Here is a 22,436-nt window from a genome sequence, read left to right as displayed (position 1 = left end):
CCAATGAAACGTCGTCAGTTCCTTAAAGGAGCCGGTCTGGGTGCGGGTGCGGTTGCCGCATCGGTCGCGGCACCGGCTATTGTTTCCGCGCAGGAAAGTCTGAATTGGCGCATGGTGATGCCGTGGCCAAAAGGGACGCCGGGCCTTGGCACCAATGCAGAAAAATTTGCCGCCATGGTCAAGGAAATGTCCAATGGTCGTCTGAATATCAGTGTGTTCGGTGGTGGCGAGATCGTCCCGCCGTTCGAATGCATGGATGCGGTCGAACAGGGCGTGGTCGAAATGGCCCATGGTACGCCCTATTACTGGCAGGGTAAAAACCCGGCCCTGAACTTCTTCTCGACCATTCCGTTTGGTCTGACCGCCTGGGAACTTTCGGCCTGGCTGCGCTTTGGCGAAGGTCAGAAACTTTGGGAAGAAGCCTATGCCGAATTCAATGTTGTGCCGTTCTATGCGGGCAACTCCGGCATGCAGGCTGGCGGCTGGTTCAACAAGGAAATCAATTCGCTTGATGACCTTAAGGGCCTTAAAATGCGCTATGCCGGTCTGGGCGGCGAAGCCATGCGCCGTGCCGGTGCTAACGTGACCATGATGCCGCCCGGCGATATCATGCCGTCGATGCAGTCCGGCGCGATTGACGCTGCCGAATGGGTCGGTCCTTGGAACGATCTGGCATTTGGTCTCTATCAGGTTGCCAAATTCTACTATACCCCGGCCTTCCACGAACCCGGACCGGGTCTTGAGATCTTTGTCGGCAAGGACAAGTTCGATGCCCTGTCCCCGGATCTGCAGGCAATCATCCGTTATGCCGCACAGGCGATTTCGGAAAACACCCTGGCCGACTTTACCTTCAACAACCTTCAGTCCTATCAGCCGCTGATCGACAAGGGCGTTGAAGTGCGTCAGTTCCCCGATGATGTCATCATGACCCTGGCCGAACATTCCAAGGCCGCGGTTGATGAAATCGCCGCCAAGAACGACCTGTCGGGCCGAATTGCCGCAAGCTACCTTGACCTCGTCAAGAAGGGCGCGCGCTATGGCAAGGAATTCGAAGCAACCGGTCTGTTGCAGCGTGCAAAGGTCTGGGGCTACTAAGTCCGCCAGTGTCTTGAAACAATCTTCGCGAACCGACCGCAACCCGGTCCGGTGCGCATGATATCAGGGGCTGCCTTCGGGCGGCCCCTTTTTGTTTGAACCTTTGGGTGAAGAAATGTCGATGAAATGTCGATGTCATGCAGTTTGCGCGATGCTGCATCCCGCAAACATGAATTGTTGCATGCGCCAAAAACCGTAACTTTGGGTTCAAACAGAGTTACGAAATTACCTTCGTAGAGTTTTTACGCAAAAATTTACCAATATTGGGAGCCCCACAATGAAACGTCGTCAGTTTCTGAGCGGCGCAGGCGTTGCTGCCGGTGCATTTGCTGCCGCTGCTACTGCGCCGGCCATCGTCAAGGCCGATGAAACCATCAATTGGCGCATGGTCATGCCCTGGCCCAAAGGAACGCCGGGTCTTGGTGCCAATGGCGAACTGTTTGCCGAACGCGTCAACAAGATGTCGGGTGGCCGTCTCAAGATTACGGTTTATGGTGCGGGCGAACTGGTTCCGGCCCTTGAATGCATGGATGCGGTCGAACAGGGCGTTGCCGATCTGGCTCATTCCACGCCCTATTACTGGTTTGGCAAGGACCCGGCCGTTTCGTTCTTTACCACCATTCCGTTTGGTCTGATGGCGTGGGAACTTTCGGGCTGGCTGCGCTTTGGCGGTGGTCAGGAACTTTGGGACGAACTTTATTCCCAGTTCAACGTCAAACCGTTCCTCGCAGGCAATACCGGCCTTCAGGCAGGTGGCTGGTTCAACAAGGAAATCAATTCTGTTGATGACCTTAAGGGCCTTAAAGTCCGCTATGCCGGTATCGGTGGTGAAGCCATGCGCCGTCTGGGTGCGACCCCGTCGCTGCTTCCGGCTGCTGACATTCTGCCAAGCTTGCAGTCCGGTGCGATTGATGCGGCCGAGTGGGTTGGACCGTGGAACGACTATGCGTTCGGTCTGGCCTCTGTAGCCAAATATTACTACACCCCGGCATTTGCCGAACCGGGTTCGGGCATCGAAGTCTTTATCAACAAGGACAAATTCGCCGAACTGCCCGAAGACCTTCAGGAAATTGTCGCCATTGCCGCACAGGCCAATGTCGAACAGACCCTTGCGGACTTTACCTTCAACAACGTTCAGTCCTATCAGGCGATCCTCGCCAAAGGTACCGAGATCCGTCATTTCAATGACGACTTGATCGCGGCCTTTGCCGGTGCCGCCAAGGAAGCGGTTGAAGAAATCGCAGGTCAGAATGACCTTAATGGCCGTATCTATGCGTCGCTGATGGACTTTGCGAAAAAGGCAGCCCCTTATGGCAAGGAGTTCGAGGCAACCGCGCTGAACCAGCGCGCCAATGTCTTTGCCAATCAGGGCTAATCAGTCCGCGATACCGATCTGAAACGAAAAAGGCCGACACCCCGGGTGTCGGCCTTTTTTGGTGCGCGCTATGCGCTATAGGCTATGCGCCAAGTAAATGCACCACACACTATGCGGCTGATGCGGGATGCCTGACGCCTAATGCCTAATGCCTAATGCCTAATGCCTAATGCACGGTCGGCTTGTTGGGCGCGGGCAGGTCAAAGGTGAACCTGTCCTGATCTTTAAGCTCTTCGTCTGCGGCGCGCTTGACCAGTTCGGCTGCCATGACAAGCGATGTTTCAATCGCCCATTTAAGCTGTTCGACCGCGCCTTCATTCCCGGCATTCAGGGCCTCGGGCAGGATGCGTTCCTGCAGGAATTTGGCAACCCCGGCAAAGGCACGCGCGGCACTTTCGCAATTGTCGCGTTCGATCATGAAACGCCCGGATTGCGCGATGGCATCGGCAATGCCCGACAAATGGCCCATCATGATGCGGATTTCACGGTCATCGGTTTCGGTTTTCTTTGCGACAAAGCGCAAAATTCCGGCGTAAAAGCCATAATCAGAAGACATCTGAACCACGCTTTCATTGGTCTTTGGTCTGGGTGCTTATTGCACCAAATCGAATTTGCGTCGTTTTAGACAATTCATCGGCCGTGGTATAGTCCCCGGGAAAAGATAATCGTAACCGCCTGAAACGGTGGTCAGAATACAGGGCTATACACGGATGCTTCAGGGCGGACTGATCTTTATCGTTGCCATGACCTATATCGGGTTGTTGTTTGCCATTGCCCATTATGGTGACAAATACGCCGATAAGTGGCGCGCATCAAAGTTGAAACCGTCGATCTATGCCCTGTCGATGGCGGTCTATTGCACCAGCTGGACATTCTTTGGATCGGTCGGGACGGCGGCAACACGCGGCTGGGCCTTTTTGCCGATCTATATCGGCCCGATCATTGTGATGATTGTCGGTTTTGGCATCATGACCAAAATCGCCCGGGTCTGCCATCAACAGAACATCACCTCGATCGCCGATTTTCTGGGGTCGCGCTATGGCAAAAGCCAAAGTCTGGCCGCCCTTGTTGCGCTGATCGCGGTGGTGGGTGTTCTTGCCTATATCTCGCTTCAGCTCAAAGCCGTGTCGCTATCCTTTGATGTACTGATCGGGGAACTTGGCGAACAGGTGGTGCGTCATTCGGCCGGTCATTTTTCCAAGGATACGGCCTTTTATGTCACCATCCTGATGGCGGTTTTCGCCATCCTGTTTGGCGTGCGCTATATCCATGCCTCCGAACATCATGACGGGCTTATTCTGGCGGTGGCGTTCGAAAGCCTGGTCAAGCTGGCTGCTCTTTTGCTGGTCGGGTTCTTTGTGGTGTACGGCATGTTTGACGGTGTTGCCGATATCAACAAGCGCGCCTTGTCCGATCCCGCCGTTCGGCAACTTTTCCGGCCCGATACCTGGCTGACATCGCATTTCTTTATTGCGACGCTGCTTGCCGCCTTTGCGATGTTTTGTTTGCCGCGCCAGTTCCATGTGACCTTTGTTGAAAATGATGACAGCCGCAATCTCGCTAGTGCGCGCTGGCTGTTTCCGGCCTATCTGGTGGCGATCAATATCTTTGTCGTTCCGATTGCCATTGCCGGTCTGTTCATGTTCGGGGACGAGCCAAAGGTCAATCCCGACACATTCGTTCTGACCTTGCCGCTTCTGGGCGGGCAGGACTGGCTGGCGATTGTTGCCTTTATCGGCGGGCTGTCGGCCAGTACCGGCATGGTGATCGTATCGTGCGTCGCGGTTTCGACCATGGTGTGTAACGATCTGATCATGCCGCTTTTGCTGCGCTCGGAAAAATTGCAAAACCGCATGTCCGGTGATGTCAGCCAGGTGCTGTTGAAAATCCGGCGTGCGGCCGTGATCCTGTTGCTGTTTCTGGCTTACGGGTTCTATCGGTTCCTGTCGGAAAAATATGCGCTGGCCGATATCGGGATGCTGTCCTTTGCCGCCATGGCGCAATTCGGTCCGGCGGTTCTGGCGGCCATCTATCTTAAAAATATCAACCGGACCGGAGTGCGCCTTGGCCTTGTGTCGGGATTTGTGCTTTGGGCCTATACGCTGTTGCTGCCGACCTTTGTGCAGGGGGAATTGCTTCCGGCATCGATCCTGACCGACGGACCGTTCGGTTTTGCCATTCTTAATCCGCAGGCATTGCTCGGGGTCGGGATCGAAGATCATCTGACCCACGGGGTGGTCTGGTCGCTTGGGGTGAATTTCGTTCTGATGTTTGTCGGATCGGCCGTCGGGGTACAGGGCGTGACCCAGCGCCGTCAGGCCCAGGTCTTTGTCGATGTCTGGCGCAAAAGCACCAAGGCACGCAACGACACCTGGCTTGGTCGGGTCACGCTGGGCGACCTCGAAGACCTTGCCGCGCGGTTTCTTGGCAAACACTGGGCGCAGCGTGCCTTTCGCAATTATCTGAAATCGCGCGGGGGCGAACCCAAACGATCCGACCTTGCCGATGTCGATGCCGCAAGTTTCACCGAACATCTGCTTTCGGGGGCGGTGGGGGCGGCATCATCGCGCGTGGTGATGGCGCTTTTGCTGCCCGATAAGGCGGTGTCGCGCCGTGATGCGATGGAACTTCTCGACGAAGCGTCCGAGGCGATCAAATTCAACCGTGACCTGTTGCTCAATACCCTTGAAAACATTTCCCAAGGGGTCGGCGTGTTTGATCAGAACCTGCGTCTGGCGACCTGGAACCACCGGTTCATTGATTTGCTTGGTATCGCGACAAGCGACATTCAGGTCACCCTGCCGCTGTCCGAACTGGTGCAGATTTGCCGCACCAACGACACCCGTTCGGTCGATATCGATATCCTTCTGGGCCGCACTGCCGCACCGCAGATGCGCCGGCTTCCCCATACTTACGAACGCAAACGTTCCGATGGCATGGTGCTTGAAATCCGCACCAACCCGATGCCCGATGGCGGCTTTGTTGCCACCATTGCCGACATTACCGCGCGTGTGCGCACCGAAGAAGCCCTTCGCGAAAGTGAACGCAATATCCGGATTTACACCGACAACATTCCGGTGATGATCGCCTATGCCGATAAAAATCAGCGCCTTCGCTTTACCAACCGCCCCTATGAGCGGATGTTTGGCCTTAGGCGTGTTGAGGCCCACGGCATGTCGGTCCGCGAAGCGGTGGGCGAGGAACGCTATGTCCATCTTGCCCCAATGATCGAGCTGGTGCTCAAAGGCTATCGCCAAAGCTTTGAAATCGAATTCCCGGCCATCACGCGCAATCGCAATGATGAACGCGGCATGCAGGGCGTGCGCGAAGGCCGCTATGCCGAAGGCACCTATATCCCGCATTTTGACGAAACCGGCGAAGTGCTGGGGTATTTCTGCATCTATCACGACATTACCGAACGCAAGACCGCCGAACAGGCCCTTAAGGAAGCCAACGAGGGGCTAGAGGCCCGCGTGACCGAACGTACCCACGCGCTTGAAGTTCTGAACTCCGAACTTTCGGACGCCAAGGAACAGGCCGAAACCGCCAACGATACCAAGACCCGCTTCTTTGCCGCGGCCAGCCACGATCTTTTGCAGCCGCTTAATGCCGCGCGCCTGTTTACCGTGGCGCTCGGCGGCAAACAGGGACTGGCCGAGGATGTGCTCGACCTTGTCGGCAAGGTTGATCTGTCGCTCAAGGGGGTCGAGGAACTGCTGAACGAGCTTTTGGATATCTGCAAGCTCGATGCCGGGGCGATGCAGCCCAATATCCGCAATTTCGCAATCAGCGATGTGTTAAGCGCACTTGAAACCGAATTCGGCCCGATTGCCGAAAATGCGGGGCTGAGCTTCAAGGTCCATAAACGCGATCTTTGGGTCCGCAGCGACAGTCGCTTGCTTCGCCGTATCCTGCAAAACTTCATTTCCAACGCCATGCGCTATACCCGCACCGGGGGCGCTGTGGTCGGCTGCCGTGTGCGTGGCGACACGCTGAAACTCGAAGTTTGGGATAGCGGACCGGGCATCCCTGAAGACAAGCTTAAAATCATCTTCCGCGAATTCCACCGTCTTGAGGGCCCGGAAACCACCGATGTTAAGGGTCTTGGTCTTGGCCTTGCGATTGTCGACCGTCTTGGCCGGTCCCTTGATCATCCGGTATCGGTGCGTTCGCGGCCCGGAAGCGGCACGGTCTTCTCGGTCGAAGTGCCACTTGGCGTTGCCGATACGGCTGCAACCCCCAAACCCAAACGCCGCATGGCGGGCGAACTGGGCGGCTTGCGCGTGCTGTGCATTGATAACGAACCCGACATTCTTGACGGCATGAACGCGATGCTCAGCAACTGGGACTGCGTGGTCGCAACCGCCCGGTCCGGCCCGGCGGCCGAAGACCTTCTGAACGGATCAGAACCGGGCAAGGGGACCTTTGCACCCGATATCATCCTTGCTGACTACCACCTTGATTCCGGTCAGACCGGCCTTGATGTCCTGATCAGGCTTCGCGATGTTCACGGCGTTAACGTACCCGGCGTCATCATCACCGCCGACCGCTCGACCGAAACCGCTGACCTGATCCGCGAACAGGGCTTCTCCCTGCTCAACAAACCTCTCCGACCGGCCAAGTTGCGGGCATTGATGACGCGGGCGCTCAATCGGTTGGGGAGTGATGCGGCGGAGTGATGCATGATAAAAGAAGAAGATTTGCAAAAATTTCTGGAGCTTTACCACATTGCAGTCGGAAGCCAAGATAGTGAAAATTGTGCAGGCTTGAGCGAGCTATTGTGCGGCGAGGATTTCTACGGTGGTGAGCTTTGGTGGTTTGCTACTTCTTTGGAAATTTACTGTCTTTTTTATGACCTTCCCTTGAAGCCAGTGCAGGTTATCAAACATATTTCACGCGAAATGCATAGCGACCGATGTATTGGATTCCACGACAAAGCTCCTTGGATTCAAGCAGTTCGATCGGTGCTCAAAAGAACTGAAATTCAAGATGAACCCTCGCCAAACTGGCGGAACCTGCAGGTAGCAATGGCTTGCGCCCGTTTGAATAAGAAAGGGTATCAGTTCGAATTCTCGTCGTATGGAGCTAAATTAAAGCGAAAATCCAATTCTGAATTGGTTCTTAAGATCAGATCGCTTGTGAAACTTTTGGGCACGAGAAAAGTTATTTCAAACGTCTTATCTGAGATGCGGAGCTGCCGCCGCTTTCACGATGAGATTTGGCTGTTTGGGAATTTTGTTGAGCAGGTATGGTCGAATAAAGAACCGACGTTGCCATTTGGATGGTTAATGGGCCTTGCAATCAAGAATCCAAGTAATGGAAATACACTGAGAAGGCCGAATAACGTTTGGACCCAAATTGTTCAACTTTCCACTGATTATGCCGCTCATTTTAACTGCGAGCGTTATAGTACATATGAGTACCTGCAGATTGACCCATTCAGTGTTCCTGACGCTGTGATGAGGTCGTTACTATGGGATACAACCTTTAGCGTTTCTCAAGTTCCAAAGATTGCTGTTCAGAATTTGATCAATGCGGTCAAGTATATCATTCCTCGGAAAGATAGCCCGGCTGACCTATATGGATTGCTAGATGAAGTTGCGGATTTTGTTAAAGTTCTAAATCCTGAATATATGTCTGTTTTCAAGGAATTGGATCTAAAAAAACGATTCCCAGCTATTACCGAATTATGCGTTTCGAAAAAGCTACAATGTACGGATTTAAGAAGTCTTCCAACAGATACCGTCGGTTGGGAAATGGCAAGCCCGCTGTTTTACGCAGGGGACAAACAGCAAATGATCGCTATGCCGACTTCAATATGCTGTGCGGCGCTATGTCCTCTAGTTATCTCTAAAGTCAGGGGAGCTTTTAAAAGCAATACGCGTTTGATTGCGGATATCTATGAAAGAGCTGTTGAGCAAACTACTATGAAAGGTGTAACCCGAGTTGAGCGTGGAACTAAATACTCTGTTGGAAAAATAAATTACGACCTAGATGTAATAGGAGAAGCAGGTGGTAATGTTTTTATTTCCGAAGTGAAGTCGAAGGTTTTAACTTCGAAAGCAAAGTCTATGGAGATGATGAAATTCTACGAAGACTATGGACAGGCATATATTAAAATGCTTGGACAACTTGCGGGCCGAGAACTTCATCTCAGGGAAGGGGAGGTTGATAGTTATCTGCTGGAAGGCAGTCTCTCGGCAGGACGAGTTATCAAGTTGGCAGTAAGCCCAACATCATTTGGTCCAATTACCAGTAGAACTATGACCACAGGGATCGTGAATGCTCTAGCCTCAATGAAGCTTGCGGCGACTGAGGAGATCGATGACCACCATTCTGTTGTTGGTGATTTTAATAAAGAGCTGGATAAATTATACCATAACTTAAAGTTAGTGGCACCTTTGCGTGAGCAGAAAAGTGATCTTCAGTCATATCTACATGGTGTCTATTGGCTGGATTTAGGGCAGCTATCGTACTTGTTGAGTAGAGCTCCAAATGTATTTGAAGCGTTGCGACCACTGAGTGCTACAACTTTTTGTACGAACGATTTATGGAGTGAAATCGCTTTTGCTGAAAGGACCGGACTGACGAAAAGGTGTTGGTCAGATTTGCGTGTCAGCTGATAATGTTCAGCAGGTGCTGATGCCAGCGCTGGGTCCAACAATCGGGAACTGTTGTGCTTCATACTGATCAATCAGAATGCCGAGCACTTCAAGCTGACTAGATTTAGGTGTGCCCGGTTCTGCGTGCCAAAGATTTTTAACAAGCTCCATCGCCGCCTTATAGTCAGCTTCAGTCTTAATCGGTTTGAGGGCGTTTGGTGTCTGCATGATACGGTTCCCTTCACTTGAAAAAGCATATCATGCCGTAAAGGTTCGGGCATCGTATTGTTCTATCAGGCGGTGAGAACAAGTTTTGCTCCCATCGCCACAAACGCCCCGGCAAAACCTTTGCCAATCCAGTTCATGACTTTCGGGCGTTCGATGATGTGGCTGCGAAGCGCACCCGCAAAACATCCGTAAATCACAAACACCCCGAACGTCATCGCCATGAAAATTAGGCCAAGCAGGGTCATTTCCCATGTGGTGTCAGGCGTATTCGCGCGTACAAACTGCGGCAGGAAGGCGAGGAAGAAGACGGATAGCTTGGGGTTGAGCAGGTTCAGCAAGATGCCGTCGCGAATGATTTTGGCGGTGCCGGTTTTGGTCTCGTTCGCGGTGACTTTCATCGCACCCGTCCCAAACCACATGCCCCAGGCCATATAAAGAAGCCAGGCCACGCCAAGATAACGCACGATTTCAAAGGCGACCGCGCTGGCATGAAGCAGGGCCGCAAGGCCAAGGATGCTTGCCGCCATATGGGGCACGATGCCAAGGGTGCAGCCAAAGGCCGCCCAGATGCTGGCTTTCATGCCGCGTCCCAATCCAAGGGCAAGGGTATAAATCACGCCGGTGCCGGGCAGGGCGACGATGATGAGCGATGTGATCAGGTAATCAAGGGTGATCATGATGCGTCCGTTTGATTGACTGTGATGCGGTCAATTTACGGACGGGGCGCAAAGCATTCTTGAACGGAATTGCAGGATGATTTTCGCGTTGGTGGGGCTTTGCGGTGATGCGCATTTGGGGCGGTGTTCCGCATTGTCCGGCAAGCTATGTCTGGCGGATCAGAACGGCAAATGGAAAATGTGAGGGTTGCTCAGTTTTGCCGAGCGGCACGGGCATAGCGGCCCGGTGTCAGGCCAAAGGCCCGGACGAAATGGCGGTTCAGGTGGCTTTGATCGGCAAATCCGGCGCGATGTGCAATATCGGCAAGTGGCTGGCCCGCCCGGATCAGGTCGCGGGCAAGGTCAATGCGACGCTGGATCAGATAGGCGTGCGGGGTCAGTCCGGTGGCACGGGTAAATTCGCGCACGGTTTGAAATTTGCTTAGTCCCGTTACCTCGGAAAGATCATCAAGGCTGTGCAGATCAGCCGGGCAATCATCAAGCAATGCCTTGGCCCGTTTGATCCGTGCATGGGCAACTGCCGTTCGGGATGCGGGTTTGGCGGGCCCGTCACCGGAATGGGACAGGGCATGATGAAGCAGCAAAAGCAGCATTTCTTCACGCCGCAACCGTGTGGCATCTGCTGTGCCGTGGGTGATCGCATCAAACAGGGTTGCAAAGCATTGCCGGACCTGCGGGTGATCCATCACCGGGCGGGTGAATTCATAATGCTGGCTTGCGCCGTCTGACATGTCGTTTGCTGTATTGGCAATCAGGGCCGGATCGAAATACAGCATGTTCCAGCCCCGCGCTGCATCGCCGATCGGATGGCCGTCATGGATTTCGCGGGGATTGACCGTAATGATGTTGCCAGCCCCGGCTTCGACCATGCCCCGGCCCGATGCGGATTTTTGTGCACCAGAAAACATCAAGCCGATGCCGAATGTTTCATGGCTGTGTTTGGCAAAGCTGTGGCGCGTGCGGGCGCGAACGGCCTCGACACCTAGGCAGTCATGACAAAGAATTTCAACTAGATCGGACATGCCCCAAGGGTGGCAGCCCGGCCGATACTTGGCAAGCGATTAGACGCGCGCAGCAGGGGCGGCGGGGGAACAGCCGGATTTAGTAGGGCATGCCATCATGCGTTGAGCACGCGTTGATCGGGGCTTTGGCGCCTTTGACGCCTTTGACGCCTTTGACCAGCGCTGCGCAATCGATCTATTTCGACCGGGCAAGGTTATTGCCCTGATTGCCGTGATGATGGGGGCCCAGCAATTCGCGCAACCCGCCAAGCCCGTCGACATGATTGGCGATAACCCGCGAAACGATCAGAAGCGGCACGGCAACCAGAATGCCGACCACACCCCACATCCAGCCCCAGAACGCCACAGCCAGAATGATGGCAATCGAATTGATCCGAAGCCGGTTGCCGACAAGGGCCGGTGTGATGATCTGGCCTTCAAGGGCGGTGCAGACGAAATAAAGGGCCGGGGCCAGAAGGGCCTCGCTTGTTGTCTGCATGGATACAAGGCCAACCACGGCAACAATGGCAATCCCGGTAAGGGCCCCCAGAATCGGCACGTAATTCAGAACCGCGGCGGCAATCCCCCACAGGATCGGGTTGGGCAGGCCAATGATCGCCATCAGGGTGCCGACAACAAGACCAAGCGTAATATTGATCGCGGTGATGGTGGCAAGATAACGCGAAACTTCGCGTTCGACATCATGGGCAATGCGCAATCCCTTGCGCCGGTCGCCAAAGGTCGGAAGCGCACGCACCAGTTTCTCATAAACAAGATCACCGGCCGACAAAATGAACAGAAGCAGCACCAGCATCAACGCAATACCGGCCAGAATATCGGGCGCACCTTCGGCGGCCTGACTGATCAGGTTGGGTTCGGTCACCACCACCTTCTGGACATTTTCATCGCCGCTATTCTGGTCGGTTGCCTCGGCCACCTGTTGCTGGGCATCGCGCAGCTTGTCAAGCGGCTCGCTAAGATCGGCAAGACGCAGGCGCAGCCGTTGCTCGATCTCCGGGGCTTCGTCGATCCAGCCCGATACCGGGCCGCTCAATCCGTAAATGCCGGCAATCACCGATGCGCTGAGGCCAAGCACAATGGTCAGCGCAGTTATGCTGCGCGGAATGCGAAATTGCGCAAGCGTGCGCACGACCGGCGAAAACACAAGCGACAGCAAAAACGCCATGATCACGGGCAGCACAAGACTTTGGGCCACATAAAGACAACCAAGGGTGAGGATGCCAAACGTCCCGATGACCGAAATCGTCCGGGCCCGGCGATAGATTAGGGCGCGCGAACCTGCAACCCGGGTCTGGTCCGGGCCGTTAACCGTATCTGCCTGATCCACGGCCGCCTGATTGGCGGCGGCATTCGGTTCGTTTGGTGATCGGGTGGTGTTTGACGGATCTGATGGTGTCCCGACGGCGCATGGCGATGACATGCATGGTCTCCCGTTTGTTCGGGACTGTGCCCGCAGATAAAGAACTATCTGCTTAAACGTGCCGCCACGCCAGAGGTTCCTGAACCCGGCATGATGCGAACCGGCAATCAGGCGTCGATGGCCGGTTCCTGAAGCTGAAGTTCACGGGCGATAATCACCGCCTGGGTGCGGCTGTGAACCGACAGTTTGCGCAGGATGGCCGATACATGGGCCTTGACGGTGGCTTCGGTCACATCAAGTTCATAGGCGATCTGCTTGTTAAGCTTGCCTTCGGTCAGCATGTTGAGAACACGAAGCTGCTGCGGGGTAAGTTGTCCGATTTTTTCGGCAAGGCCCGTGGCCTCGTCATCAGCCGGGCCGTTTTCCATGGCTTCGCGCGCCCAGTCGGGCATCCACATGCCGCCGTCCAGAACGGTTTTGACTGCCAACCCGATCTGATCGACCGGGGCCGATTTCGGCACAAAGGCCGATGCGCCATATTCGATCGAACGGCGGACAACCGGCAGTTCCTGACTGGCCGAAACGATGGAAACCGGAATGTCGGGATAGGATGCGCGCAATGAAAACAGGCCGGTAAAGCCGTTCATGCCGGGCATATGAAGATCAAGCAGTACAAGGTCGATATCGCCTTTGCGGGCTTCGATCTGTTCGATGGCTTCAAACAGGCTGCCGGCTTCATAGACTGTGACGTTATCCAGCTCTGTTGTTAATGACTGTTTCAGGGCACCGCGGACAAGCGGATGGTCATCAGCGATCAGAATCTGGAATGTCTCGGTCATTGGCGAGTTCCCCTGGACGTTATTTCCCCGACAGGTCGCAATTATTCTATCCCGATCAATCGGAACTCACAAAGTCTTAGGTGAGAAAATGTTGGGATAATTTTGATTTTGGTGCGGGTGCGACCCGGAAAGCGCCCATCTGCCCGCAAGGATCATCGGCAGAAAGGTTGAGGGAAACCAAAGATCACTCTCGCCCCACGAAATGTGAAACTTTGGCCCCCCTCGCGCCACCGTTTGGGATTATGCATACTAAAATCGGTGCCGTAAACTCCGCATTTGAGGAAAAATGAAATTTATCCTATCAGTGAAACGAATGACCGAAATTCAGTTCTGACAAACGACACTGCGCTGCAATATTGGCGAATTTATACAATCCGTTCCAAAACCGCGCAGCCCAAGGGAAAAAGGACACAGAAATGTCTGAACAGCCGCAAGTGATCCACCGTAAAGACTATAAAGAACCTGACTTTTTTGTAGAAAAGGTCGAACTGGTTTTTGATCTCGAACGGGACGTCACAAATGTCAAATCACGGCTGTTTGTGGCTGCGAATCCTGCGCGCGGCACCGGCAAGGGCGACGAAGTTTTCCTTCATGGCGAGGACATGAAACTGCTTTCGGTGACCCTTGATGGTGATCGTCTGGCCTCAAGCGACTTTACCGTCGATGCCGAAGGTTTGCGCTTTGCCGCACCGGGGGCAAATTTCATTGCCGAAATCGAAACCCAGATTTCACCGGCCAACAATACACGCCTCGAAGGGCTTTATGTTTCGCAAAGCGCGTTCTGTACGCAGTGCGAGGCCGAAGGTTTCCGCCGCATTACCTATTTCCCGGATCGCCCCGATGTGATGGCGACCTTTAAGGTGACGATCAATGCCGACAAGGCAAGCTGCCCGGTTCTGCTATCGAACGGCAACCTGATTGACAGTGGCGATCTTGATGGCGGGCGTCATTTCGCGGTGTGGGAAGACCCGTTCCCCAAGCCGTCCTATCTGTTTGCGCTGGTTGCCGGCGATCTGGCCTGTGTCGAAGACAGCTTTGTCACCCGTTCCGGGCGCAAGGTTGCGCTGCGCATCTTTGTTGAACATGGCAATGAAGACCGCTGCGATTACGCGATGGACAGCCTGATCCGCTCGATGAAGTGGGACGAGGATGTCTATGGTCTGGAATATGACCTTGATCTGTTCAATATCGTGGCGGTGTCGGACTTCAATATGGGGGCGATGGAAAACAAAAGCCTCAATATCTTTAATGCCAAATACATTCTGGCAAAGCCCGACACGGCAACCGATACCGATTATGAACTGATTGAATCGATCGTTGCCCACGAATATTTCCATAACTGGTCGGGCAACCGCGTGACATGCCGTGACTGGTTCCAGTTGTCCCTTAAGGAAGGCCTGACCGTTTTCCGTGATCAGGAATTCTCGGCTGATCAGCGGTCCCGCCCGGTGCAGCGCATCAAGGATGTCGCACAGCTTCGTGCGCGCCAATTCCCCGAAGATGGCGGGCCGCTTGCCCATCCGGTGCGCCCGGACAGCTATATGGAAATCAACAATTTCTATACCGCCACGGTCTATGAAAAGGGCGCGGAACTGATCCGCATGATGCATACGCTGCTGGGTCCGGATGGCTATCGCAAGGGGATCGATCTTTATTTTGATCGCCATGATGGTCAGGCCGTGACCTGTGATGATTTTGCCAAGGCGATGGAAGACGCCAATGACGCCGATTTCACTCAGCTCAAACGCTGGTACTCGCAAGCCGGTACGCCGGAGCTGACCTGGCAGGGCGAATATGATGCTGATGCCAAGCAGTTCACTCTTACCGTGTCACAGAAAACCAATCCGACCCCGGGACAGCCGGACAAATATCCGCTTCACATGCCGATTTCGGTCGGTCTTCTGGGGGCGGATGGATCGGATCTGGTGGCAAAGACGGTGGAACTGACCAAGGAAAGTCAGGAATTTGTCTTTGACGGTGTATCGGAAAAGCCGGTTGTTTCCTTTAACCGCGGTTTTTCAGCACCGGTCAATGTCATGACTGATCAGCCCGACGATGAACTGGTGTTCCTGATGGGCAATGATTCGGATGCGTTCAACCGCTGGGAAGCCGGACAAAAATATGCAACCCGCCTGATGCTGGCGGCCATCACCGAATTTGAAAAGAATGGCGGGGATGCCAATGCCGCACTGGACGGGCAGGGCGACAGCATCGCGGCCTTTATTGATGCGATGCGGGCCACCCTTTGCAATGAAGACCTTGATAAGGCCTTCCGGGCTGATGCGCTGGCGCTGCCGGGCGAAGAGTTCCTGTCCGAACAGCGCAAACCGGCAAACCCCGAAGCCATCCATCAAATCCGCAAGGCCCTGCGCAAGCGGATCGGTCTCGGCCTGCTGGCGGAATTTGATGCGACCTATCGCCAGAACGGCTCAAACGCGGCCTTTACCCCCGATGCAGCGTCTGCTGGTCAGCGTGCCTTGCGCGCGACGGCGCTGGCCTATCTGGTGGCAAGCGACAAGGTGGAATATGCCGATCTTGCCGCCGAACAGTATCGCACCGCGGACAATATGACCGACCAGATGGCGGCACTTTCGGTGCTGAACCATCTGGATCATCCGGGGCGGGCCGAGGCACTGGCCGATTTCGAAGCCCGCTTTGCCAAGGATGGCGTGGTTCTGGATAAATGGTTCGCGCTTCAGGCGATGTCATCGCGCGATGATACGCTTGCCCGCGTCAAGGATCTGATGAGCCATCCGGCCTTTACCATGCGCAACCCGAACAAGGTCCGGTCGCTGGTCGGGGCCTTTGCCATGGCCAACCCGCGTGCCTTCCATGCCAAGGACGGATCGGGATACGCATTCTATGCCGATCGTCTGATCGAACTCGATGATATCAACCCGCAGGTGGCTGCACGCCTGTGCGCACCGCTTGGCAAATGGGCGAAATATGATGCCGATCGCGCACGCCTGATGAAACAGGCGCTTGAACGGGTTCTGGCAAAACCGGAAATCTCGCGCGATCTTTATGAAATCGCGTCGAAATCAATCGCCAGCTGATGGCCGGCTTTGACGACACCTGACGAAAAGGGCGGCCTTGCGGGGCCGCCCTTTGTCTTGATCCGGTCTGATGTTCCTGATCAGGTCAGTTTCATGCGTTCGCTAAATTCGCGCATCCGATCAGAAAGATTGCGCGCCATCTCGGAAAGTTGATGGCTTGCGGTATTAAGGTCCTGGGCATTGCGCCCGGTGCCAAGTGCGCCTTCATTCACGAACCGGATCATTTCATCCATCGACCCGGCACCTTCGGCGATGCGCTGGACGTTTTCGGAAATCTCGCTTGTCGCACGGCGTTGTTCATCAACCGATTGGGTGATGGTCGACTGGATGTCATTGACCTGATGAATAACGTCACCCACCGTGCTGATGGAATGGGCGGCTTTCTGAACTTCCTGCTGGATCGCAGTTGTCAGATCGCCAATCTGCCCGGTGGCGTTTGCGGTCTGATCGGCAAGCGATTTGACCTCGTTGGCCACCACGGCAAAGCCCTTGCCAAGTTCACCGGCACGTTCGGCCTCGATCGTTGCGTTCAACGACAAAAGCTTGGTGCGGTGCGCGATATCGTTGATCAGATCAATGATCGATCCGATCTCCGAACTTGCCTTTTCAAGTGATCCGATATTGCGCTGGCTTTCCTCGGCTTCTTTTTGTGCCCGGCCGGTCACATCGGATGCCTCGGTTGCCTGGCGGTTGATTTCCGCGATCGAGGATGAAAGTTCCTCGACGGCGGTGGCTACATTCTGGGTGTTTGATGCGGCTTCGCGCGATACATCAAGTGCACCGCCCGATTGCTGGACCGTATTTTGCGACTGATCGGTCAGTTCGCTTGCCAGCTCCAGAAGGCCTTCGGATTGCTCGGTTACCGATTGGGCAACGCGGGCAACTTCGGCCATCATTTCGGTGACGGCGATTTTGCTTTCCTCGCGTTCCGTCACTGCATTCCAGGCAAGCATGGTGCCCAAAAGCGCGTTATCCTTGTCCAGCACAGGTGCGGCAAGGATTTCGAGATAGTCACGCTTGTTCTGGATGATCTCGGTAAAGGGCAGGTTGGCCGGATTGGACAGACGGCTCTGGAAGTCTGCACCAAGTTCAAGGAAGTCGCCCGAAAGCGAACTTGCCGGGGCTCCGACATATTCCTGCCCGCTGGCATTCAGATACCCGACCTTGCCATCGGGGGTGATCAATGCGGTCATGGTCGGGGTATGTTCGACCATGTTTTGCAGGATCAGGGCCTGGCGCACCGATTCCCTAAGCGCAATCAGGGCCTTTTTCATATCGCCGATTTCGTCGCTGCCGACCTGTGGCAGATTGACATTGGTGTCGCCCTCCGAAATCGACGTCATCGCGCGCGAGAATGCCCGAAGATTGCGGAACACGGTGGTCCGCAACAAAAGCCACCCGGCCACCCAGGCCGCAAGCAACACACCGATCAGGATTTCAATCGACAGGGCCCGCAAATCATCGGTCTGGGCATAGAAATCGGAAATGTCGCGATCAAATACCGCCTCGGCCCAGATACCGCCACGCCCGTCGCTGATGGTGACATCAACGGCCGCGCGGTGGGTTTCGCCGGTGTCGGCCGGTGTTGTGCCTGCGTCTGCCGGTTGGGCATTTTCGGCGGTTTCGCCTTCGGCCGAGTCTTCTGTCTGGGTGATGGCAGTGCCGCCTTCGCTGGCTTCGCCATCTTCAAGGCTTTCAAACAGCACCGTCCCCGATTTGTCGAGAATCTGGAAATTGCCCCCCAGAACCTTGCCGATGCCTGCCAGTGTGGGCAGAGGGTCGGTAATGACTTCAAGGAAGCCGACTGCGCGGAAGCCCCCGACCGGCAGGATCAGGCTGAAAACCGGTCGCCCGTCGGGCGTGGTCCACATGAAACTGGCCGGTTTGCGGGCTTCGCCCTTGTCACGTCCGGTCAGGAATGCCTTGACGTTCGGATCATCGGTCACACTGGCGCCAAGATTGGCCTTTGACGTTGCAAGCTGGTTGAAATCGGTGTCATAGGCAATCGCATCAATCAGTGTCAGGTCACCCTGAACCACCTCGCGGGCATTCGACAGAATATCAAGTTCTGCCTTCATGCGAGTCTGATCGTTTTCCTGATAGCTTTTCACCAGACTGCCAAGCCGCGACCATTCATTGGCAATCGGGGTAATCTTGTCTGCATAGTCGGTTGCCACCCGCGAACCGACAAAGAAATTCACCGTGCCACTGACCGAGTTGTTCAGCGTCTCGATGGCAAAATTGCGATAGGTATCTCCCGTCCAAAGGAGCATCCATGTAACAGCACCTGAAACCAGTAAACCCGTTACGAGCAAAATGCGCCGTAACGTCAGAAGGCTGGTTGCACCTCCTGAAATAGCCGTCTTTGCGGCCTTGTCTCCCGTCATATTCATCACTCCAGAGCAAACCGTTTTTTGTTTTTTGTATTGTGTCGGTGTCTCGCTCCCACCTGGCTACTTCTTATGAGTAGTTTCCCTGATCCAAACAGAGCTTAATTTGGAAAACAATCTTTTAGTTGTTAAAAACTGCCGAAACCCGCGGAAAAATCAGGAATTTGTATGTGGTTGCGGGGGCTAATTCTCCTTTAAATGGTGTCCATTCTGACGCGTTAAAAGTCAGTGTTTTGAAATTTCGGAAAAAAATATGCGAATGTGTGTGATAATCGTTTGCAATTAGATTTTCGATGGTCTATGACTGTCTTTGTCAAATGCAGACGGCAATGTCGTTTGTGACCGGTCTTCAGGCTGACATGGCGTGCCTGATGACCATTTATCTTCGGGACTCTCTCTCCCCGAAGGTCGATCTCTCTCACTCGAGGGGGCTGGTATCCGGTTTATTGTGCGGGACAATGCCGGGGAACATACCAGTCCCCCTTTTTTTATCCCGGTTTCCCCCATCATCCATCATCACAGGTCGTGCGCGGCTCACATGCCGTGCGGGCGTTTCCTTTATATATGGTCGTGTGTCGCCGATTGAACGGCTTTAGCGTTTTATAAACGTGCTGGCGGTTACAAAATCATGATCACAATGATGTCGTGAAGGATGGCCAAGTTCATGGTTGGCGAAGACCAAACCAACAAACCCGATCTGCGTGCGACCCCGCAACCCGATTCCGAACCGGAATCCGGGCAAAAGGATGCGCCGCTTCCGGCCTTTATCTATGGGCGTGACGGGCATGGTGATGGCAACGGGCGTGACGGACGTCGCACCGGTGATCGGCAAAACTTTAATGCACGGATAGCTGATATGGATCGCAAAACCCTTCTTGGTCTTGTTACCGGGGCCGGTATGCTCGGCCTGGTCTTGTTCTTTGCCGGGATGCTGGTCGGGGCCGGACTGTTTATGGATTCCGATGACGGCGCCACCAATGCCGCCCTTGAAAAGCCACCGGTTGAAATGCTCGCAACCGAGCCGGATGAACCGGCCGTGGTTTCCGAACCGGTACCGCAAAGCCCGACAACCACCCCTGAAACGGTTGCCGAAATCGCCGAAAGCAGCGATGACCCGGTCGGGGATCTGATTGCCCAGCGCAGTGCGGCCCTTGAAAATTCCGACGAAGCCGCATCGGATGGTGATGCTGCGGCAACTACATCCGGTGCGGATGACGCGGGCGGGATGGCTTCCGAGCTGACGGCAAATGACACGGCGGGTGAGGGTGGAGTGTTTTCTGCACCGGAAATTCGCGAAGTCGGCGAAGCGCCAGCCGCACCTGACGCGCCCGAAGCACCGGCGGTGGAAAGCTCTGCTGCGACGGCTCAGGGTACGAATGGTCAGGCCGCGGGGGAAAACTCTGCTTCTTCCGAACCGGCCAAGGCTGATGCTGCCCCAGATGCCCCGGCTGCTCCTGCCAAACAGGAAACGGCGGCGCGCACATCAGCAACACAGAATGACGAGGCCGAAGTCGCCACCAATGGTGAAACGCCGTTCTCGGTACAGGTCGGGGCATTCAAGGTTCATGAAAATGCCAGCCAGCGGGCTGAGGAGCTGCGCAAAAAGGGGCTTGAGGTCGCGGTTGTCGTGCGCGGTGCCGCCGATGATTCCGCCTGGTATTATGTGCGGATCGGCAAATACGCCACCCTGAAACAGGCCCGTGATGATGCCGCCAAAATCAAAAAGGACCACGCGCTTGACGGGTTCCCGGTCCGGGCCGAACCCAATGATCGCGAAGTCGACTGATCAGCCGGAACTTTGATGACAAACGGGGTGATACAATATTGTATCGCCCCGTTTTGCGTTTGGCCCATGGGCGGCGGGGGGGCATCTTGGCCGACTGCGTGGGCAACCAACCGCAAGCAGGCAACAGCAATCTGGCGACAGTCGGGCAGGCGAACAGGCAGATCGGCAGGCGAGTGGGCCGGGGCAGGGGCGATTTGGCGAATTTGGCGTTAACAGGTTTGTTTTTGTCCCCTGTTTGCGGCATTCTACTTGCCTTCACCGGACAAAGCCTTTAGGCGGTACGCCCAGAGCAGAAATACAGAAAGGCAGCCGCCTATCCCGGCTGCCGCCCAAGACAGGATGGCTGGCAAGATATGAGCACCCCAACAGATTTCCCCAATCTCCACATTCTGGACCACCCGCTGATCCAGCATAAACTGACCCATATGCGCAAGGTCGATACCTCGACCAAAACTTTCCGCCAGTTGCTTAAGGAAATCGCGCTTCTGATGGGCTACGAGATCACCCGTGAGCTTCCTGTCAGCTATGAAGATATCCAGACCCCGATCTGCCCGATGAAGGCGCCGGTCATTCAGGGGCGCAAACTGGCTGTTGTGCCGATTCTGCGTGCCGGTTCGGGCATGGCAGACGGCCTGATTGAACTGATGCCCTCGGCCCGTATCGGTCATATCGGTCTGTATCGTGATCCCGATACCCACATGCCGGTCGAATATCTGGTGAAATTGCCGGAAATCGAAGGCCGTACCTTTATCCTTGTCGACCCGATGCTGGCGACTGGCAACTCGGCGGTGGCCGCAATCGACACGCTCAACAAATATGGCGTTGCTGACAAGGATATCCGGTTCATGGCGCTGGTTGCAGCACCCGAAGGTGTCAAAGTCTTCCAGGATGCGCACCCGGATGTTCCGATCTATACCGCCGGCCTTGATGAAAAGCTCAATGAAAAAGCTTACATTGTGCCGGGCCTTGGCGATGCCGGTGACCGACTGTTCGGAACGCGCTGATCGTGCAGCTTGCATGAATGCCTAAGAAAAAAGGGTGCCAACTGGCACCCTTTGTTTTTTGCTGATTTGTGAGACCCGGTGGATCAGCCTTTCGGCGATACCGTGATATCAACAACGGATCCAGCAAACGAACCGCCGGTAAGCTTGATCGTTGCGACGCGATTTTCGCGGTCATAGACCATGACCGAAATATCGGCGCGCACGACCGTGACCTTGCTCCAGCCGAAATTGGGCATTTCACGTTCGTAGAAATCATACATCTGCGCCTGTGTTCCGCCGGAATTCAGCACAAGCCGTCCGTGCCAGGCGTCCGAGGCGCCAAAGATAATGCTTCGATCCATGTCGAGCGACGAGTTCGAAGGCATCGGAATATCGGTGAACTGTGTGAAGGACGGAACCGGCTGGCCGCCTTTATTGCCGCTGCTGCCACCTGATGCGGTATTGGGAACCAGATTGGTTCCGGAACATCCGGCCAATGAAAGCCCCGCAATCGCAGCGGCACAAATAAGATATTGTCGCAGTCTCATCATCTTCCCTCGGTCCCCTGATGCCCATCTTCATCACGCGGGCATGGATATCTGCGCCTATCATTACGGCATAATGTAAAGGAAAGGTTCACATATTCGCTTTTGCACCATTTTGTTGGGCAGGCTGTCCAAGCAGCCGCGATGCAGCCTTTCGCGTCCTTTTCCCGACCATATATAGAAGTCACATATATATTATATCGCGATCAACATTGCCGCGCTGCGTCACAGATCAAAGAATTTGCCGCGTTTTGGCGCTAATTTGTCGGGTGTGGGCGAATCAACCCGGTAGCATTGCGGGCGGTCTGGGGCTTGATTGATTATTTTGCAGGGGCGAAAGGCCGGGTTTTGCGCGTTTTTTCAACCCGTGGTCTGTCAGGGGCCGTGGCGGGATTGCGCAGGTTGGATGTCGTGATTTTGCTATCGCTTTGAAATTCAAGGCAATTTGTAAAAAATGCGATTAAATGCACTTTTTTAA

At 54.9% G+C, this 22,436-nt stretch carries 15 protein-coding genes; 7 read left to right on the top strand and 8 right to left on the bottom strand.

The genetic code is table 11. The features are described from left to right. The first annotated feature begins 3 nt into the window (after window positions 1-3). Together CU041_RS15495 and CU041_RS15490 are read left to right on the top strand one after the other, a co-directional pair. Window positions 4-1,095: a TRAP transporter substrate-binding protein gene (locus CU041_RS15495; RefSeq protein ID WP_068520057.1), complete on the top strand. Its 1,092-nt coding sequence runs from the start codon at window positions 4-6 to the stop codon at window positions 1,093-1,095. A 277-nt stretch (window positions 1,096-1,372) separates the two neighbouring features. Beyond that, window positions 1,373-2,470: a TRAP transporter substrate-binding protein gene (locus tag CU041_RS15490; RefSeq protein WP_068520056.1), complete on the top strand. Its 1,098-nt coding sequence runs from the start codon at window positions 1,373-1,375 to the stop codon at window positions 2,468-2,470. Window positions 2,471-2,636: 166 nt separating this feature from the next. Here the strand turns inward: CU041_RS15490 and CU041_RS15485 are convergent, their stop codons facing one another. Further along, window positions 2,637-3,026 (bottom strand): hypothetical protein, encoded by a 390-nt coding sequence (locus CU041_RS15485; RefSeq protein ID WP_101247616.1) that lies wholly within the window; start codon window positions 3,024-3,026, stop codon window positions 2,637-2,639. Window positions 3,027-3,180: 154 nt separating this feature from the next. On the opposite strand from CU041_RS15485, the gene CU041_RS15480 reads away from it, so the two are divergent. After that, window positions 3,181-7,149, top strand: a complete 3,969-nt coding sequence (locus CU041_RS15480) for a hybrid sensor histidine kinase/response regulator (RefSeq protein WP_101247615.1) — start codon at window positions 3,181-3,183, stop codon at window positions 7,147-7,149. Window positions 7,150-7,152: 3 nt separating this feature from the next. Beyond that, complete coding sequence (locus CU041_RS15475; RefSeq protein WP_101247614.1) at window positions 7,153-9,093, top strand: hypothetical protein; 1,941 nt, start codon at window positions 7,153-7,155, stop codon at window positions 9,091-9,093. Between the two features lie 6 nt (window positions 9,094-9,099). Here the strand turns inward: CU041_RS15475 and CU041_RS15470 are convergent, their stop codons facing one another. The 5 genes from CU041_RS15470 to CU041_RS15450 all read right to left on the bottom strand — a co-directional run bounded on the left by CU041_RS15470 (window position 9,100) and on the right by CU041_RS15450 (window position 13,198). Beyond that, on the bottom strand, window positions 9,100-9,300 hold the full coding sequence (locus CU041_RS15470; RefSeq protein WP_212733812.1) for a hypothetical protein: 201 nt from the start codon (window positions 9,298-9,300) through the stop codon (window positions 9,100-9,102). A gap of 65 nt (window positions 9,301-9,365) precedes the next feature. Beyond that, the gene (locus CU041_RS15465) at window positions 9,366-9,977 is read right to left on the bottom strand and encodes a LysE family translocator (protein WP_101247613.1); all 612 of its coding nucleotides are present in this window, start codon (window positions 9,975-9,977) and stop codon (window positions 9,366-9,368) included. A 191-nt stretch (window positions 9,978-10,168) separates the two neighbouring features. Beyond that, the gene (locus CU041_RS15460; protein WP_101247612.1) at window positions 10,169-10,999 is read right to left on the bottom strand and encodes an AraC family transcriptional regulator; all 831 of its coding nucleotides are present in this window, start codon (window positions 10,997-10,999) and stop codon (window positions 10,169-10,171) included. 175 nt (window positions 11,000-11,174) lie between these two features. After that, window positions 11,175-12,419 carry an AI-2E family transporter gene (locus CU041_RS15455; RefSeq protein ID WP_101247611.1) on the bottom strand — a complete coding sequence of 415 codons (1,245 nt, stop codon included), beginning with the start codon at window positions 12,417-12,419 and terminating at the stop codon, window positions 11,175-11,177. A 107-nt stretch (window positions 12,420-12,526) separates the two neighbouring features. Then, the gene (locus CU041_RS15450; protein WP_101247610.1) at window positions 12,527-13,198 is read right to left on the bottom strand and encodes a response regulator; all 672 of its coding nucleotides are present in this window, start codon (window positions 13,196-13,198) and stop codon (window positions 12,527-12,529) included. Between the two features lie 416 nt (window positions 13,199-13,614). Here CU041_RS15450 and pepN point away from each other — a divergent pair, with 416 nt between their 5' ends. Continuing rightward, window positions 13,615-16,254, top strand: coding sequence for an aminopeptidase N (gene pepN, locus CU041_RS15445; RefSeq protein WP_101247777.1), 2,640 nt, complete (start codon window positions 13,615-13,617; stop codon window positions 16,252-16,254). Between the two features lie 80 nt (window positions 16,255-16,334). On the opposite strand, the gene CU041_RS15440 is transcribed toward pepN, so the two are convergent. After that, on the bottom strand, window positions 16,335-18,527 hold the full coding sequence (locus CU041_RS15440) for a methyl-accepting chemotaxis protein (RefSeq protein ID WP_101247609.1): 2,193 nt from the start codon (window positions 18,525-18,527) through the stop codon (window positions 16,335-16,337). A gap of 769 nt (window positions 18,528-19,296) precedes the next feature. On the opposite strand from CU041_RS15440, the gene CU041_RS15435 reads away from it, so the two are divergent. Together CU041_RS15435 and upp are read left to right on the top strand one after the other, a co-directional pair. Next, window positions 19,297-20,430 (top strand): SPOR domain-containing protein, encoded by a 1,134-nt coding sequence (locus CU041_RS15435; protein WP_101247608.1) that lies wholly within the window; start codon window positions 19,297-19,299, stop codon window positions 20,428-20,430. A gap of 353 nt (window positions 20,431-20,783) precedes the next feature. After that, window positions 20,784-21,434 (top strand): uracil phosphoribosyltransferase, encoded by a 651-nt coding sequence (gene upp, locus CU041_RS15430; protein ID WP_068520042.1) that lies wholly within the window; start codon window positions 20,784-20,786, stop codon window positions 21,432-21,434. 83 nt (window positions 21,435-21,517) lie between these two features. On the opposite strand, the gene CU041_RS15425 is transcribed toward upp, so the two are convergent. Continuing rightward, window positions 21,518-21,964, bottom strand: coding sequence for a hypothetical protein (locus CU041_RS15425; protein ID WP_228196497.1), 447 nt, complete (start codon window positions 21,962-21,964; stop codon window positions 21,518-21,520). Window positions 21,965-22,436: the final 472 nt, after the last annotated feature.

This window comes from Thalassospira povalilytica, from assembly GCF_002844235.1.
GTDB lineage: Bacteria > Pseudomonadota > Alphaproteobacteria > Rhodospirillales > Thalassospiraceae > Thalassospira > Thalassospira povalilytica.
The sequence above is the reverse complement of the archived record's forward strand: the minus strand, read 5'-3'. Positions and strand labels throughout refer to the sequence as shown.

Excerpts from the sequence above, each read along its gene's own strand:
- CU041_RS15480 (WP_101247615.1), top strand. The coding sequence starts at position 3,181 with ATGCTTCAGGGCGGACTGATCTTTATCGTTGCCATGACCTATATCGGG.
- CU041_RS15470 (WP_212733812.1), bottom strand. The coding sequence starts at position 9,300 with ATGCAGACACCAAACGCCCTCAAACCGATTAAGACTGAAGCTGACTAT.
- CU041_RS15440 (WP_101247609.1), bottom strand. The coding sequence starts at position 18,527 with ATGCTCCTTTGGACGGGAGATACCTATCGCAATTTTGCCATCGAGACG.
- CU041_RS15460 (WP_101247612.1), bottom strand. The coding sequence starts at position 10,999 with ATGTCCGATCTAGTTGAAATTCTTTGTCATGACTGCCTAGGTGTCGAG.
- CU041_RS15485 (WP_101247616.1), bottom strand. The coding sequence starts at position 3,026 with ATGTCTTCTGATTATGGCTTTTACGCCGGAATTTTGCGCTTTGTCGCA.
- upp (WP_068520042.1), top strand. The coding sequence starts at position 20,784 with ATGAGCACCCCAACAGATTTCCCCAATCTCCACATTCTGGACCACCCG.
- CU041_RS15425 (WP_228196497.1), bottom strand. The coding sequence starts at position 21,964 with ATGATGAGACTGCGACAATATCTTATTTGTGCCGCTGCGATTGCGGGG.
- CU041_RS15475 (WP_101247614.1), top strand. The coding sequence starts at position 7,153 with ATGATAAAAGAAGAAGATTTGCAAAAATTTCTGGAGCTTTACCACATT.
- CU041_RS15455 (WP_101247611.1), bottom strand. The coding sequence starts at position 12,419 with ATGTCATCGCCATGCGCCGTCGGGACACCATCAGATCCGTCAAACACC.
- pepN (WP_101247777.1), top strand. The coding sequence starts at position 13,615 with ATGTCTGAACAGCCGCAAGTGATCCACCGTAAAGACTATAAAGAACCT.
- CU041_RS15495 (WP_068520057.1), top strand. The coding sequence starts at position 4 with ATGAAACGTCGTCAGTTCCTTAAAGGAGCCGGTCTGGGTGCGGGTGCG.
- CU041_RS15465 (WP_101247613.1), bottom strand. The coding sequence starts at position 9,977 with ATGATCACCCTTGATTACCTGATCACATCGCTCATCATCGTCGCCCTG.
- CU041_RS15450 (WP_101247610.1), bottom strand. The coding sequence starts at position 13,198 with ATGACCGAGACATTCCAGATTCTGATCGCTGATGACCATCCGCTTGTC.
- CU041_RS15490 (WP_068520056.1), top strand. The coding sequence starts at position 1,373 with ATGAAACGTCGTCAGTTTCTGAGCGGCGCAGGCGTTGCTGCCGGTGCA.
- CU041_RS15435 (WP_101247608.1), top strand. The coding sequence starts at position 19,297 with ATGGCCAAGTTCATGGTTGGCGAAGACCAAACCAACAAACCCGATCTG.